12 protein-coding genes are annotated in these 16,200 nt (G+C 64.4%); 3 read left to right on the forward strand and 9 right to left on the reverse strand.

Annotation, left to right across the window (positions count from 1 at the left end; genetic code table 11):
* Nucleotides 1-39: 39 nt before the first annotated feature.
* Nucleotides 40-1,377 (reverse strand): NAD(P)-dependent oxidoreductase, encoded by a 1,338-nt coding sequence (locus E1B25_RS00640; RefSeq protein ID WP_132826750.1) that lies wholly within the window; start codon nt 1,375-1,377, stop codon nt 40-42.
* A gap of 197 nt (nt 1,378-1,574) precedes the next feature.
* Nucleotides 1,575-2,291 (reverse strand): hypothetical protein, encoded by a 717-nt coding sequence (locus tag E1B25_RS22450; protein ID WP_245510572.1) that lies wholly within the window; start codon nt 2,289-2,291, stop codon nt 1,575-1,577.
* A 120-nt stretch (nt 2,292-2,411) separates the two neighbouring features.
* Between E1B25_RS22450 and E1B25_RS00650 the strand changes: the two genes are divergently transcribed.
* Entirely contained in the window at nt 2,412-3,416 is a 1,005-nt protein-coding gene (locus E1B25_RS00650) for a hypothetical protein (RefSeq protein ID WP_132826751.1), read from the forward strand.
* Nucleotides 3,417-3,487: 71 nt separating this feature from the next.
* Here E1B25_RS00650 and E1B25_RS00655 read toward each other — a convergent pair whose 3' ends face one another.
* A complete protein-coding gene (locus tag E1B25_RS00655) occupies nt 3,488-4,132 on the reverse strand; it encodes a hypothetical protein (protein ID WP_132826752.1) in 645 nt (214 codons plus the stop codon).
* A 297-nt stretch (nt 4,133-4,429) separates the two neighbouring features.
* Here E1B25_RS00655 and E1B25_RS00660 point away from each other — a divergent pair, with 297 nt between their 5' ends.
* Entirely contained in the window at nt 4,430-5,722 is a 1,293-nt protein-coding gene (locus E1B25_RS00660) for an O-acetylhomoserine aminocarboxypropyltransferase/cysteine synthase family protein (RefSeq protein WP_132826753.1), read from the forward strand.
* 144 nt (nt 5,723-5,866) lie between these two features.
* Here the strand turns inward: E1B25_RS00660 and E1B25_RS00665 are convergent, their stop codons facing one another.
* The gene (locus E1B25_RS00665; RefSeq protein WP_245510593.1) at nt 5,867-6,592 is read right to left on the reverse strand and encodes an SIMPL domain-containing protein; all 726 of its coding nucleotides are present in this window, start codon (nt 6,590-6,592) and stop codon (nt 5,867-5,869) included.
* 162 nt (nt 6,593-6,754) lie between these two features.
* Between E1B25_RS00665 and E1B25_RS22715 the strand changes: the two genes are divergently transcribed.
* Nucleotides 6,755-9,529, forward strand: a complete 2,775-nt coding sequence (locus E1B25_RS22715; protein ID WP_132826755.1) for a hypothetical protein — start codon at nt 6,755-6,757, stop codon at nt 9,527-9,529.
* 176 nt (nt 9,530-9,705) lie between these two features.
* Here the strand turns inward: E1B25_RS22715 and E1B25_RS00675 are convergent, their stop codons facing one another.
* From E1B25_RS00675 to E1B25_RS00695, 5 genes are all read right to left on the reverse strand, one after another.
* Nucleotides 9,706-11,082 carry a TRAP transporter large permease gene (locus E1B25_RS00675; protein WP_132826756.1) on the reverse strand — a complete coding sequence of 459 codons (1,377 nt, stop codon included), beginning with the start codon at nt 11,080-11,082 and terminating at the stop codon, nt 9,706-9,708.
* A 3-nt stretch (nt 11,083-11,085) separates the two neighbouring features.
* Complete coding sequence (locus E1B25_RS00680; RefSeq protein ID WP_132826757.1) at nt 11,086-11,775, reverse strand: TRAP transporter small permease; 690 nt, start codon at nt 11,773-11,775, stop codon at nt 11,086-11,088.
* Between the two features lie 77 nt (nt 11,776-11,852).
* Nucleotides 11,853-12,854, reverse strand: a complete 1,002-nt coding sequence (locus E1B25_RS00685) for a DctP family TRAP transporter solute-binding subunit (protein ID WP_132826758.1) — start codon at nt 12,852-12,854, stop codon at nt 11,853-11,855.
* Nucleotides 12,855-13,135: 281 nt separating this feature from the next.
* Complete coding sequence (locus E1B25_RS00690) at nt 13,136-14,365, reverse strand: sigma-54-dependent transcriptional regulator (RefSeq protein ID WP_132826759.1); 1,230 nt, start codon at nt 14,363-14,365, stop codon at nt 13,136-13,138.
* On the reverse strand, nt 14,362-16,182 hold the full coding sequence (locus tag E1B25_RS00695) for a sensor histidine kinase (protein WP_132826760.1): 1,821 nt from the start codon (nt 16,180-16,182) through the stop codon (nt 14,362-14,364). The genes E1B25_RS00690 and E1B25_RS00695 overlap by 4 nt, the downstream gene beginning before the upstream one ends.
* Nucleotides 16,183-16,200 lie beyond the last annotated feature (18 nt).

The following is a 16,200-nucleotide window of genomic DNA, read 5'->3' on the forward strand; positions in this document are numbered from 1 at the left end:
TCAGGACTGGGTCGGGGGATCACGATCCCCCGAGCGATCCTAGCACGATGTCAGCTTTGCGTGGATGTCCATCGCCGCGTCGCGGCCCTCGGCCACGGCGGTCACGGTCAGATCCTCGCCGCCGCTAGCGCAGTCGCCGCCAGCCCAGACGTCCGCGACACTGGTCCGGCCCGGCCCGCTGACCGCGATCTTGCCGCCCTCCAGCGCCACGCCATCCGGCGCGCCGTCCAGCGTCTGGCCGATCGCCTTGAACACCTGATCGGCGACCAAGGTCACCGTCTCGCCCGTGCCCTTGACCCGGCCATCCTCGACATTGGTGTATTCCAGCTCGATCCCGGTCACAGCGCCATCGCCTAGAATGGCCACCGGCATCACGTTGAACATCAGCTTGACGCCCTTTGCCGCGGCCAGATCCTGTTCAAACGGGCTAGCCGGCATCGCGTCCCGACCCCGACGATAGGCGATGGTCACGTTCTGCGCGCCCAACAGCGAGGCCTGCACCGCGGCGTCCACCGCCGTCATGCCGCCGCCGATCACCACCACGTTGCGGCCCACCGGCAGACTGCCCAGATCATCGGACTGGCGCAAATCCTCGATGAAATCGACCGCGTCGCGCACGCCGGACAGATCCTCGCCCGCGGCGCGCAGGGCATTGACGCCCGCCAGACCGATGGACAGGAACACCGCGTCATAGTCTGCCTTCAGCGCATCCAGCGACAGACCAGAGCCCAGCGCCTTGCCGGTCTCAACGGTGATGCCGCCGATCTTGAGCAGCCAGTCGACCTCGCGCGCGGCGAAATCATCGGTGCTCTTGTAGGCGGCGATGCCAAACTCGTTCAGCCCGCCGGGCTTGCCCTTGGTCTCAAACAGGCTCACGTCATGGCCCAGCATGGCCAGACGATGCGCACAGGACAGCCCCGCCGGCCCCGCCCCGACAACCGCCACGCGCTTGCCCGTGGCGTCTGCGCGGGTAAAAGGATGCGTGCCGCGCGCCATCAAGGTGTCGGTAGCATAGCGTTGCAGCCGCCCGATCTCGACCGGCTTGCCCTCGGCCGCCTCACGGACACAGGCCTCTTCGCACAGCGTTTCGGTCGGACAGACCCGCGCGCACATGCCGCCCAGAATGTTCTGGCTCAGAATGGTCTGCGCCGCCCCTTCGGGCTGGCCCACCTGAATCTGGCGGATGAACAGTGGGATATCAATATCGGTGGGACATGCGGTGACGCAGGGCGCGTCATAGCAGAAATAGCAGCGATCCGCCGCCACGGCTGCCTCATGCGGGGCATAGGCGGAATGCAAGTCACTGAAATTTGAGGCAATTTCATCTTCGGACAGACGACCTGCCACGATCCCGGATGCCTGATGGCCTTGTGCCATTGGGTGTCTCCCTGTTTCTTTTCTTTCACCCAGACTGCCACAAACGAATTTTTTATCAATTGGTAAAATTTGCAATTCGGCACAAAAAATCCATCACCCGCCCCTCATGCTTAAAAATCAAGCAGTTGAGGGCGGGCGGTTTTATCCTGTCTGCGCGCCGCCACGCCGCAAATGCGCCGCAAACAGGACAGGCCGGGTCAGGGCATCAGTACGCTGGCACGGGAAAACTGCGCCCGCTCGGTGCTCAGATCGTCATAGGTCAGCTCGATATCAACGGTGCCAATCGATCCCGGCGGATAGATCAGCATCGGGTTACCGTCGCTCTCAAGAATCGCGTTCGGGGTCGAAAATTCCTCGTGACAGGCGGGCAGCGGCCAAACCTGCAGCGGGCCACCATTGACGCCAAAGCGCATCTGAACCAGCCCACAGCGCCACGACCAGATCTGCGTCACATAGAGGTAATCCAAGCCCTCGTATTGGCGCACGGCGATCCAGTTCGCCTTGGTGGCCGACAGGATCGGCTTGATCTCGATCGCGGTGGTATACCGGCCACTGGGAATCTGCGGCTCGGCCATCAACTGGGGCCCGGAAGGCGCCAGAAAGACCGGAGCCGCCTCCGCCTGCGCGGTCACCTTCGGGGCAAGGAAGGCTGGCGGCGCATCACCCCCTGCCACCCCGGTCCCTGGTGCCAAGAACACCGGCGGCGCCTCGGAGGCCTGTTCTGCCTTGCCCGCCGGCGCAAGAAAGGTTGGCGGCGCGCTGGCTGTCTCCTGCCCCGGAGCTGCTGCCGGCTCAGTAGCCGGGGCGGTCACGGTGGCCGCCGGGGCTGGCGGCAGTGCTGCCGTGGTCCGCGCCACCTCTTGCCCGGCGGATTGCACCGTCACCGCGAACATCACCAGAAAAAGCTCTAGCATCGTATCCCTCCGAAATTCCCTGATCCAAAATCAAATTGCGGGCTTTTGGGGACGCCGTACGCGCCCTATACTGCCCACATCAAGCAGTCGCCGCGCAATTCATCCCGCGGCAAGGAAACTATGGCAAATAATCCGACCCCTAGCCAAGCGTTCAATATCGTTGTCGTCGGCCAAACCGGTCGGCTGCAATACGAGGCGCTGTTGTTTGCCGCCTCGCTGCGCGCGATGTCGCCCGACTTCACCGGGCGTCTGTTCGTCGCGGTGCCGCAGGCCGGGCCGCTTTGGGCAAGCGACCCCGCGATCCACAACAGCGAAGTGCTTGACGCGCTTGGGCGGCTCGGAGCCGAAATCGTGCCGTTTCAATCACAGGTCTTCGGTGCCGCCTACCCGCAGGGCAACAAGATCGAATGCCTCTCGTCCCTGCCCGCGGGCGAGCCCTTTGTGTTCTTTGACACCGACACGCTGGTGACCGGTGATCTCGCCCATGTGCCGTTCGATTTCGACCGCCCCGGCGCCTCGCTCCGGCGCGAGGGGACATGGCCCGAACCCACCCTCTATGGGCCGGGCTACGGGGCGATGTGGAAATCGCTGTATGATCGCTTCGGGCTGGAGTTCGAGAGCAGTCTGGATCCGACCCAGCCGGACGAATACTGGCAGAAGTACCTTTATTTCAACGCCGGTTATTTCTTCCATCGCTGCCCGCGGTTGTTTGGCGCGCGCTTTCTCGACTATGCCCGCAGCATCCGCGACGACCCGCCGGTCGAACTGGTCGGGCAAAGCCTCGATCCCTGGCTCGATCAGATCGCGCTGCCGCTGGTGGTGCATTCCTTTGGTGGCGGGCGCGACGCGCTGCCCCCTGGCCTGCTGGACGGCGATGTGACCTGCCACTACCGGCTGTTTCCGCTGCTCTATGCCCGCGAAAGCGACCGGGTGGTCGAAGTGCTGGAACAGGTCGCCGCCCCCAACAAGATCAAGAAAGTGCTGAAAGGCTATGAGCCGATCAAGCGGCTGGTCTATCAGGGGCGCGGCGAAAAGGTGCGAGCGCTGTTCGATCAAGACAACCTGCCCCGCAAGGAACAGGCGATCCGCAATCGGATCAAATCCAACGGGTTCTGGATGCGATAACGGGGGACGCGCCCCATGAAAAAGGCCGCCCCACCGGGACGGCCCCTTTTAACTTGCGCAAGACAGCCGGGTCAGGCGGCAGGCTTCTCCAGCAGGGTGTAGGAGGTGATAACCTCGTCCTTCACCTGCGCCCGCATGATCTTGCCATCGGCGTCGCGCTTGCTGCGGGCACCCACGGCGCGCTTGATCAACCGGCCGAACTGCTGGTTCAGCGCCACGCCAGCGCGATTGGTCAGCTTTGGTTTGCCCGCCTCGGTCACAGCTGCCGTATACATGCCAGCAAATTTCGGATCCGCATGGGCGCGCTTGATCACTTTGAGGATGAAATCGGCGTCAAACGCCCCCTCTTGGTCCATCGTCTGCGCCAGCTTGATGACATGGTCGATCACCCCCCGGCGCGCGCTGATTTGCGCCGCCAGCGGATCGCCAGCCGGCGCAGTTTCCAGAATATGGCTTTCGGCCAGCTTCTGCAGGAAATGCCCCATATCCATGCCTTCGGCCTTGGCTTGGGCCGCAAGGGATTTGCGCACTTCGGTTTGAAAGGTCACCGTGACCTTGTTGGCGGCGGCCATACGATCCATCCGCACCTTGCGGCGGGCTGCTTGATCTTCGGGCTGGGCCTCAGCCGAGGAAGAGGCGGATTTCCCGGCACCTTTGCCGCCGAACTTCTTGCCCGGTTTCGCGGTATCCGTGACAGCTTTGAGTTTGATTGCCATGTTGCACCTCAATGAATAACATACCGCAGCAATATGGTGATACGCACGACCTGTCAACATACATTTGCAGTATGTTTTAGGCGTATTCTACGCATATCCTCCTGCCTCGGCCTGCAGCTGGCGCTGCACCAATCACACCCGGATCGCCCACATCCAGACCGCATCCAGACGGTGTCTCACATCCCCTTTTTGATATGTTTAATTGGGGTTCCGCCACCTTTCGCCGTGGTTGCCATGCCAGCGGCAATGGCCTAACCCTTTGCGCGACATTCGATCCATCCGAGGAGGGACACCCCAATGACCGACGCGCCGCAATACGGTTTCGACACCCTGCAAATCCACGCCGGAGCCCGGCCAGACCCGGCCACCGGCGCGCGACAGACGCCGATTTATCAGACCACCGCCTATGTCTTTCGCGATGCCGAACACGCCGCCGCCCTCTTCAACCTGCAAGAGGTGGGCTATATCTATTCGCGCCTGACCAACCCGACCATCGCCGTGCTGCAAGAACGCATGGCGACGCTTGAAGGTGGCGTCGGCGCGGTCTGTTGCTCCTCTGGTCATGCGGCGCAACTGATGGCTTTGTTCCCGCTGATGAGCCCCGGCAAGAATATCGTTGCCTCGACCCGGCTGTATGGCGGAACAATGACCCAGTTCAGCCAGACCATCACGCGGTTCGGCTGGTCCGCCAAATTCGTCGATTTCGACGATATCGAGGCGGTGAAAGCGGCCATCGACGATGACACCCGCGCGGTGTTTGGCGAAACCATCGCCAACCCGGGCGGCTATGTCACCGACATCCCGGCGCTGGCCAAAGTAACCGAGGCCGCCGGTATTCCGCTGATCATCGACAACACCTCGGCCACGCCATACCTGTGTCGGCCGATCGAACTGGGCGCCACGCTGGTGGTGCATTCGATGACCAAATATCTGACCGGCAACGGCACCGTCATGGGCGGCGCGGTAGTTGATTCGGGCAAATTCGACTGGTCGGCCAGCGACAAGTTTCCCTCGCTCAGCCAACCCGAGCCCGCCTATCACGGCCTGAAATTCCACGAAACCTTCGGGCCGCTCGCCTTTACCTTCCACGGCATCGCCATCGGGCTGCGCGATCTGGGCATGACCCTGAACCCGCAGGCGGCGCATTACACCTTGATGGGGATCGAAACCCTGTCGCTGCGGATGGAACGGCACTGCCTGAACGCGCAGAAAGCCGCCGAATGGCTTGAAACCAACCCGCATGTGGAAACGGTGACCTATGCCGGGCTGCAAAGCTCTCCCTATCATGCCCGCGCCAAGGCGCTGTTTCCCAAAGGCACCGGCGGGTTGTTCACCATCGCGCTGAAGGGCGGCTATGAAGCCTGCGTAAAATTCGTCGAAAATCTGGACCTGTTCAGCCATGTGGCCAACTTGGGCGACACCCGCTCGCTGGTCATCCACCCGGCCAGCACCACCCACCGCCAGCTGACCGAAGAACAACAGATCGCGGCCGGGGCGGGCCCCAACGTGGTACGCATCTCGATCGGGATCGAGGATATCAACGATCTGATCGGCGATCTGGATCAGGCCCTCGCCAAGGCCACCGCCTGAGCGCGCCTGACCGTTCCTGTCGAGCGCGCCTTTCGACAAGAGATTTAGAAAAGCCCCGGCCAGTGGTCGGGGCTTTTTCATGTCCGCCCGTGACACCCCGCGGCCAAAGGCACAAGGGTGCGACGCAGCGCCGGGCGGGTCCGCTCACTCCGCGATGGCAAACACCATCGACACCTGCGCCTCGACCGTGATCTCTCCGGCGGCGATCGGTGCGCCGCCCGGACTGGCGCGCATGGCCATCTCGGCCATCTGCATCGGCCGCCCGACGCCCTGCGCCTCGATCGACTGAATCGGGCCCAACGTCACGCCCGCCGCCCCGGCCAGCAACGCCGCCCGCGCCATCGCATCGGCCACCGCCCGCTTTCGCGCCTCGTCCATCAGCGGATCAGACTCTTGAACCCCAAAGCGCAAGCCATTGAAATCATTTACGCCATCTTCGATCACCGCATCCAGAACGCCCCCCAGATCGGCAAGGTCGCGCACCCGCACCGACACCGTGTTCGAGGCAACAAAACCGGTGATCTGGCGGCGTTTCTCCCCCGTCGGGTCCGGATCAGACCAAAGCGGGCTCAACGACAGATCGCGCGTTTGCAGATCACGCGACGCGATGCCCATCCCGGTCAGCCGGTCCAGCACCTTGGCCACGGCCTCTGACGTCGCCTGCATCGCCGCACGCGCCTCCTTGGCCTCATGGGTCACCCCCAGCGTGATCGTCGCCATATCCGGCGCGGCCTCTACCCTTCCCTCTCCGGTCACGGTGATGTGGCGGGCGGCCTCCTCGGCCCGCACATCCGTTGCCGACAGGGCAAAAAACAACGGGGCCAACAGGGCACAAACCAAGGGCGCTGTGGCTGAAATCCGTCTTGTCACGACATCTCTCCTTTGTGGTCTTTGTCCCAGACTGCGCCACCGCCGCGCCCATCGGCAAGATACCGCCGTGTGTTTTTCTTTTCCTCGGCAAACTCCTGCTTTATGCTCCGGCATGGGCGCAATCTGTGCCCCCAGAAACGGGTTGGGTAGTATTTCGACAGTATGAAACCAGGTTTCGCGCTCTCTCTTTCGTTCGAGGGTATTTCCCTGTTGCACCGCGCCGCCGGTGGCTGGCGTCGTGTCGGCGACGTGACCCTCGACGTGCCCGATCTTTCGGTCGCCCTCAACGATCTGCGCGACACGGCGCTGCGTCTCCAGCCCGAGGGGCTGAGTTGCAAACTGATCATTCCCAACGACCAGATTCGCTATCTGACGCTGGAGACCGGCCGCGACGAAGGCGAAGCGCGCCGGGCCAAGGTGCGTGCGGCGCTGGATGGTGCGACGCCCTATGCGGTGGAGGATCTGGTCTTCGACATCTCGGTCGAGGGGCACCTGACCCATGTCGCGGCGGTGGCCCGCGAAACCCTGGACGAGGCGGAAGCCTTTGCGATCGAAAATCACTTCAACCCGGTCAGCTTCGTCGCTATCCCCGGCGATCAGTCGTTTCTGGGCGAGCCGTTCTTTGGCGCGACGAAAAACGCCGGCAGCACCCAGATAGAGCCCGACGGCGTCGCCGTGGTGGTCACCGGCCCCGCCGTGTTCCCCGACCCCGAAAAAGCGGCGAAGGGCACGGCACAGTCCAAGGGTGCGGCAAAACCCGCGAGCGCGACACAACCTGATACACACCCCAAGGGCCCCTCGGCTCAGGTGCAGGCCCCGGCTCAGACGCAAAAGGCCAACCTCGAACCGGCCCCGCCCGAACCGGCCCCGCCCGCCATCGGGTTTTCCAGTCGCCGCGGCAAGGACGACACGAACGGCGCGGCTCCGGCCCTTGCCGGGGCCAGTCGCGGCGCCCAGCCCGACGCGGCGCACCCCGCCCCCGCCATCGCCGGGAGCGTCCCCGACAAAACCGGCGGCGCAGCCCCCATATCCACACCCGCCGCACCCAAACCAGCCTCCAAAGCCGTGCCGAAACCCGTGCCCGGCCCCACCGCGACTGCCGCCACCGCCACCGCCGATACGCAGCCGAGCGACGCAAAAGCCGACGCCGGAAAACCCGCGCGCGGCGCCGCGATCCTGAACCGTGCCAAGTCCCGCCTGATCCGCAGTAAACCGACCAAGCCCGGGCCCAAGCCAGCAACGCCCGCGCCTGCCAAACCTGCGTCCTCCAAACCGCCCCCTGCCAAACCGGCCCCCGCAAACCCCACGCCCCGGCCGATTGCGCAGCCCCCTGCCGATCAGGGCTTCACCGCCGCCGTCCCGATAAGCGAACCGCCGCGCGACGAGTCCGAGCGCATGACCGTATTCGGTGCCCGCCCGACGCAGCGGACCGGCGGCAAGCCACGCCATCTCGGCCTGATCCTCACGGTCGTGCTCCTGCTCTTCCTTGCGGCCATGGCAGCTTGGGCCACGCTCGGTCCCGAAGGCGGGTTTGCCCGGTTGTTCTCCCCCTCCACCGATCGGCAAGAGACCGCCACAGATCCCGCCCCGACCTCGCCCAAAGATGCTGGCCAAGAGACCGGCCCCGTCGACACTGGCTCCGAGATCGACAGCGACCCTGTAATCGACACCGGCCCCGCGCCGACGCAGCCGCCGCTGATCAGCGCAGTACCGCCGCAAACCCCGACCGGCGATCTGGCCACACCCGCGCCGCCCGCGCTCAGCGCGACCGACAGCGCCGTGCTTGACGCCCTGCGCGAAGACTCCGGGATCAGCCAGCCCGCCGCCCTCGACACCACCGCGCTCGATGTCCAGCAGATGCCGGAAACCGGCCCCGATCTGGAAACCGATCTGGAGCCCGAACCCGAAGCAGCCAACGATCTGGCGGGCAATCTGGCCGACAGTGATACGCTCTATGCGGCAACCGGCATCTGGACCACCGCCCCGGACACCCCGGAAACCCCCTCGATCATCGGGATGGACGACATCTATGTCGCCTCGATCGACCGCACCGACCTGTCGCAGGATGCCGTCGCCCTACCCGCCCCGCGCGATCTTGCCACCGACGCCGCGCTCAATGGCGTGACCTCGCCCGCCGCCGCTGGCACCGCCTTCGCGCTCGACGCTCAGGGCTTGGTGGCGGCAACACCCGAGGGCACAGTCACCCCCGACGGGATCACCGTCTATCAGGGCCGCCCCCCGGTGGTGCCGCCCGCCACCCCGCCACGGGTCAGCCCCGCCGACGACGCCGCGGAAGAGGCCGACGTGCTGCGCCTGCGGCTAGCCGGGTTCCGGCCCCGCCCGCGCCCGGGCGATCTGGTAGAACAAAGCGAGCGCACCCAGCTTGGCGGGCGCAGCCGCGCCGAACTGGGCGGGTTGCGCCCCCGCACCCGGCCCGCCAGCGCGCAGCAGACCGCCGCCATCGCTGCGGCCGTCGCTTCTGCCACTGCCGCGACCGATGGTGACGCCCCTTCCGCCCTCTCAAACCTGTCGTCAGCCACCGCGCAAGCCGTGGCCACCGCCTTGACCCCAAAGGCGCGCCCGCGCGAATTCCAACAGACCGTGCGCAATTCCGAACGCGCCTCGATCGGCATCCCCAACACCCAGACCGCCGCCGCTGCCGCCCCGGCCACCGTGACGCCCAGCATCCCGAGTTCGGCCTCGGTGGCGCGACAGGCCACGCTCGACAACGCGATCAATCTGCGCCGGGTGAATCTGATCGGCGTCTATGGCACCGCTGCAAACCGCCGCGCGCTGGTCCGTCTGGCCAGCGGCCGCTACAAAAAGGTCAAGGTCGGCGACAGCATCGACGGCGGCCGGGTGCTGGCGATTGGCGAAAGCCAGCTCCAGTATCAAAAGGGCGGTCGCAACCACACCCTGAAAATGCCCCAAAGCTGAACCGCCCGGCGCGGTCAAGATTACCCCAAAAGGTCAAGCTGTGGCGCGCTCAAACCGGCGCGTTCAAGGCTCTCAAAACGAAAACCGCGCGGACATCTCTGTCCGCGCGGCCCACTCGTTTCCAAATCACTCGTTCACAACCGACAAGGTAGCTCCCTCACTTGGTGGTCATCCCTTTACTTGGTGATGATCTCTGGCCCCATGAACGTGGTCGGCAGCCAGGTGGACAGCACCGGGATATAGGTCACCATGATCAGGAACACGAAAAGCACGGCAAGGAACGGCAGCGAGGCACGCACCACCCGCATCATCGGCATCCCGGCCACCCCGGAGGTGACGAAAAGGTTCAGCCCGACCGGTGGTGTGATCATGCCGATTTCCATGTTCACCACCATGATGATGCCAAGGTGAATCGGATCAATGCCCAATTCGATTGCAATCGGAAACACCAGCGGCGCCACGATCACGATCAGCCCCGAGGGCTCCATGAACTGACCGCCGATCAGCAGGATGACGTTGACGATCACCAGAAACATCACCGCACCAAAGCCCGCGTTCAGCATCATCGCCGCGATCTGCTGCGGGATCTGCTCATCGGTCAGCACGTGTTTCAGGATCAGCGCATTGGCGATGATGAACATCAACGTCACCGTCAGTTTGCCCGCCTCGAACAGCGTGTCACGGGTATCGCGGTGGAAGAACACGGTGATCAACGCCACCGGCTTCTGCAGCAGAGTTAGATTGCGCTCGCCCTCCGGGCGCGCCAACGGCCCCATGTCGCGATAAACGAAACTGGCGATCAAGAACGCATAGACCGCCGCCACCGCCGCCGCCTCGGTCGGGGTGAAGATGCCGCCATAGATGCCGCCCAGAATGATCACGATCAGGAACAGCCCCCAGCCAGCCTCGGTGCCGGATTCAAGAACCTCGCCCCAGCCCTTCCATTCCCCGCGCGGCAGATTGCGAAACCGCGCGATCAGGTAGATCGTCGTCATCAGCATGCCGCCTGCCATCAGGCCCGGAATGACACCGGCCAGAAACATCCGGCCCACCGACACATCCGTGGCGCTGGCATAGACCACCATCACGATGGAGGGCGGGATCAGGATTCCCAGCGTGCCCGCGTTGGCAATGACACCGGCGGCAAAATCCTTGGTATAGCCGACCTGACGCATCCCCGCGATCACGATAGAGCCGATCGCCACCACCGTCGCCGGGCTCGACCCGGACAGGGCGGCGAACAGCATACAGGCAAACACCCCGGCAATCGCCAGACCGCCAGGGAAATGACCCACCAGCGCAATCGAGAACCGGATGATCCGTCGCGCCACCCCGCCGGTCGACATGAAGCTGGACGCCAGAACAAAGAATGGGATCGCCAACAGCGTGTAATGCCCCGCCATCGCCTGAAACAGGCTCTGCGCGATGGCCGACAGCGAGGTCTCGCTCAGCACCAGCAGGAACAGGATCGACGAAAACCCAAGCGAGACCGCGATCGGCACGCCGATCAGCATCAGACCCACGATCGTGCAGAAAAGAAGAACAACGTCCATGGATCAGCTCTCCCGATTCATATGGGCAACACCCTCGACCGCGTCTTCGGCCTCGTGGCTGACAATCAGGCTCTTGGCGCGACCGGTGAGGATACGCCAGCTCGCCTGCAGCACCCGGAACAGCAACAGCGCCATGCCGAAGGGCAGGATGAAATAGGGGATAAAGCGCGGGATCTTCTCGTATTCCTCGCCCTCGTTCATCAGCGGCTCAAGCCAACGCAGCCAATCGGGCATCGGGATGTCCACCACCTCGTACCAGCCGCGATAGCTGGTGCGCTTCATCTCTTCGAACCCGGTCGGGAACCAGCGTCCGGTGGTCTGTGGCAGGTTGGCGAAATTGGCCCAGTAATCCCAGGCCCCTTTCAGCACCAGAGCGCTATAGGCGATGAACACAGCCGCCGCGATCAGCGCCAGCACCCGGCGCGCGCCCGGCGGGAGCATGTTTGTCACCGCGTCGACCCCCAGGTTGGCGGTCACCTTGACCGCATAGCTGACACCAAAAAGCACAAGCCAGGCGAACAGGAACGAGGTAATCTCGAGGCCCCAGATCAACCCGGTATTGAATCCATAGCGCAGCAGGACATTGATAAAGGTGATCAGCAGCATGAGCCCGAGAATGACCGCAATGGCGGTTTCCTCGATCTCGTTGACGATGCGACCAAAGACGCTATTCGATTGTGAGTGATCCGACATGGCTCCCCCCCTCCGACGGCGGATATGGCAGGCCCGGCCCCGGTCAACGGGGCCGGGCCTGCCAGCTCGCGCTAGGTTTAGTGCTTGGCGTTGATCGCCTGTGCAGCGTCGATGTTTTCCTGACCGACGTCATCGGTGAATTCGGCCCAAACCGGCTTCATCAAATCAACCCAGGCCTGACGCTGTTCAGGCGTCAACTGACGCACCACACCACCGGCCTTGATGACGGCCTGCTTGGCGTCTTGGTTGACCTGAAACGACTGCGCGTTGCGGGTATCGGTCACTTCCTGAATGATGGTGGCCAATTGATCGCGCACGTCGTCCGGCAGGCTCTCCCACCAATCGACCGAAGTCACCAACATATAGTCGATGATGCCGTGATTGGTTTCGGTTACGCCGTCCTGAACCTCAAAGAACTTCTTGCCGTAGATGTTCGACCAGGTGTTTTCCTGCCCGTCGACGACACCGGTTTGCAGCGCGCCATAGACCTCGGAAAACGCCATCGGCTGCGGCGAGGCGCCCATCGCCTTCATCTGGGCCTTCAGCACGTCGGAATTCTGCACCCGGAATTTCAGCCCCTTGGCGTCTTCCGGCATGATCAGCGGCTTGTTGGCCGACATCTGTTTCATGCCGTTGTGCCAGAAGGCCAGCCCAAGAAGCCCACGACGCACCATGGTTTCCTTCATCGCCTCACCGGCTTCAGAAGTCTGGAATTCATCCACCGCCTCGACGTTCGTAAACATGAACGGCAGGTCGAATATGCGATACTTCTTGGTGAACTGCTCGAACTTCGACAGGCTCGGCGCCGCCATCTGCACATCGCCCTGCAGCATCGCCTCGAGCACCTGATCGTCGTTATAAAGTGTCGAGTTCGGGAAAACCTCCATACAGGCCTTGCCGTTCATCTCGTCATTGACGCGCTGTTGCAGCAGTGTCGCCGCAATCCCCTTGGGGTGCTTGTCAGCATTGGTCACATGGCTGAACTTGATGACGATCTCGCCATCGTCGCAGGCCGCAAAGGCCGCCGGGGCCCCAATGCCCATCGCCAGGGCAAGGCTTGCCACACCAAACAGTTTCATCGGTTTCTCCTCCCGATATTGTGATCCTGATTCGGGGCTCCATCGCCCCGCCGCACCGAGAATCGATGCGTCCACGACAGTGAACCGGTTTGCGCCACCGCACTCAAGCATCGGCAGCCCAGTGTTTAAGCGTTTTAAAAACTTCATTTACAGCAAGCCCTTACACGAATCGAATCGGGGTCTCCGGCCCAGCTTCGATACCGACGTGCGGATTTCCGCACAGGGATTCGCCACCCTGTGCGAAATTCCGCACAGCTTTGCGGCCCCCAAAAAGGACACGGTCAGCGCCGGTAATCCTCCGGTCGAATGCCATAGCGGGCCAGCTTGTCGTAAAACGTCTTGCGCGGCAGTTTCAACGCGGTTGCGGCAGCGCTCGCGCGCCCGTTCTGTCGCCCCAATGCCGCGATCAACAGCGACCGTTCCACCTGCGCCATCTGCTCGGCAAGCCCCAGCCCTCCGCCCGGCGACGCCTCCTCCGGCATCCCCAGCACAAAGCGCATCGCTGCCGACATCAGCGAACGCGTGTTGCCGGGCCAGTCCTGCGCCAACAGCCCCGCCAGATGATCCGGGTCAATCTCGGGCGCGGGGATGCCCGCCTGTTCCGCCGCCTGGGCGACATAATGGCGAAACAGCACCGGAATATCCTCGCGCCGCTCGCTCAACGCCGGGATACGCACCCGCATCACGTCCAGCCGATAGAACAGATCGGCGCTGAACAGGCCCTCTTCGACCCGGCGTGCCAGATCGGCGGAGGACCCCGCGATCACCCGCGCCGGCGCGCCCTGCTCCAACAGTTCCAGCGCCGCGTATTGGGTCGCCTCGGTCATCGCCGAGACCTCGTCCAGAAAGATCGAGCCGCCCGCCGCCTGCTCGCACAGGTCGGCAAAATCGCCAGGGGCCAGCCCCGCCGCCGGGCGTTTGACGAAGGGTCCATGCGCGCCCCCCGACATCAGATGCACCACCTCGGCCACCTTCGGAATGCCGCTGCCCGGAGGCCCCACCACCAGCACCTCGGCGCCGGTGGGGGCCACGCTGCGCACCCGCGCGCGCATCTCCATGACCTGCGGCGAGACGCCAAAGATCAGACGCGCCGCCGGATCGCCACGCTCCAACTGCTGTTTCAACTGCCGGTTCTCCAGCACCAGCGCCCGCGTTTTCAGCGCCCGCTCCAGTTCCGCCAACAGATCAGCGGCGGCACAGGGTTTTTCCAGAAGCCCGAACGCCCCCTGCCCCATGGCGCGCACCGCCATCGGGATATCACCCTCGCCGGTCAACAGGATCACCGGCAATTCCCGGTCGATCTTTTGCGCATAGTCGAGCAGGTGAAACCCGTCGCGCCCGGGCATGCGAATATCGGACAGGATCACGCCGGGGAATTCTGGCGTGATATGGTCCTTTGCCACCACGAAAGAGGCCGCCGTGATCGCCTCCAGATCGGCCAGTTCCAACGTCTGGCCCAGCGCATCGCGCACCGCCGCATCATCATCGACCAACAGCACGGTCCTGGTCATGCCGCACGCTCCTGCCGGCACCGCTCCAGCTCTACGGTAAAGACGGCGCCACCTGTGCTGGCATTGGTGCCGCGGATATTGCCGCCAAAGCTTTGCACCAGCCCGTAAGAGATCGACAGCCCCAGCCCCATCCCCTCCTCGCCGCTGACTTCCTTGGTGGTGTAAAACGGCTCAAAGATCCGGTCCGGGTCGGCGATCCCCGGCCCGCTGTCGGCCACATGCACGGCCAGCTGCGCCTCCTCGTCCGCGATGGTGATCGCGATACGCCGCACCACGCCGCCCGCCATCGCGTCGGCGGCATTGTTGATCAGATTGACGAACACCTGCGCCAGACGCACCTCGCCGCCCCAGACATATAGCGCAGCCGCAGGTGCCGCCCAGTCAAGCTGCACCGCATCCGCGCGCAGCCGCGCCGCCGTCAGCTCCACCGCGCTGTCGATCACCTGCACCAGATCCACCTTGCCCATCGGTTCGCTTTCGTTGCGGGCAAAGGCCCGCAGGTTCTTGATGATCCGCGCCATACGCGCCGCCATATCGGCGATGCGGCTCAGGTTCTCGGCCACCTTTTCCCCCTGTCCCCGGTCCAGAAAGGCGGCCCCATTGTCGGCGAATTGCCGGATCGCCATCAACGGCTGGTTCAACTCATGGCTGATGCCCGCGCTCATCTGGCCCAGCGCGCTCAACTTGCCCGCCTGCACCAGATCGGCCTGCGCCTGTTGCAGCGCCGCCTCGGCCTCTTGCCGCTCGGCCACCTCGCGGCGCAACATCGCATTGGTCTGCGACAGCGCCCGCGTTCGGTCTGCCACCCGCACCTCTAGCCGGGCGTTGGCCTGCGCCAGCGCGCGGCGCCGCTCGGTCACCAGAAACAGCACCGCACCAAAGGCCAGACAGATCGCCGCCACCGTCGCCGCCTGCAATCCCGCCAGCCGCCGCGCCGGGGCCACATCGACAAGGATCTCGCCGGTCAGCCCGACCAGCGGCAAATCCCGCGTCAGATGCAGCGCCTGACGCGGCAGGTACTGGCCCCAGTCCAGCCGCCAGATCTCATGCCCGCCGCTGCGTGTCGTCGAAAACGGCAAGGCCCTGCCCCCCGGCGGAGTCAGCCCCAGCTGCCCCGGCTCCCGGTGCCAGAACAATAGGTCCGAGCGGTTGGCGATGAACACCTCGTGGCGCTCATCAACAAAGAACACCGCCGGCAGGCTACCGCGCCAACTGCGCTCCACGTCCTCGACATCGGCCACCACCACCAGCGCGCCGATCACCGCCCCGTCGGGGCCAAAAGCCGGCGCGGCAAAGTAATAGGCCCGCCGCCGATCTGGCGCGGCCTGTTCTGGCCCAGCCTGCTCTGGTCCGACCCTCGCTGGCCCACCCCTCGCTGGCCCAGCCAACCCGTGCTCCGCCCCCAGCGCCCCATGCAGCGCGCGGCGGAAATACCCGGTGTCGGCCAGATCGGGCCCGATCACCCCCTGCGCGGCGGCCAGGACCCGACCACTGGCATCGGCATAGACGATATCCAACGCCCCGGTCTTGTCGGCCACCTCCAGCAACATTGCCTGCGCAGCCCGACGCCGCCCCGGCGCCTCCAGCCCGCGCAAGACCGGATGATCCGCCGTCAGCACCGCCAACTCGCGATAGACCTGCAAGCGCGTCGTCAGCCGGTCACTGGCCAGCGCCAGATCTGCCTCGGCCCGCTGCGCCAACTGCCCCAACGCCTGCTGATAGCCATAGCGCCAGATCCCCGCCGCCACCGCCACCACGCCCAGCACGAAGACCAGAGCAAAGCTCAGCGCGATCCGGCGGGAGGGGACAGGTGGCATGCTCATCGCGGCCAGACT

The sequence above is a fragment of the Antarcticimicrobium sediminis genome (assembly GCF_004348975.1).
Lineage (GTDB): Bacteria > Pseudomonadota > Alphaproteobacteria > Rhodobacterales > Rhodobacteraceae > Antarcticimicrobium > Antarcticimicrobium sediminis.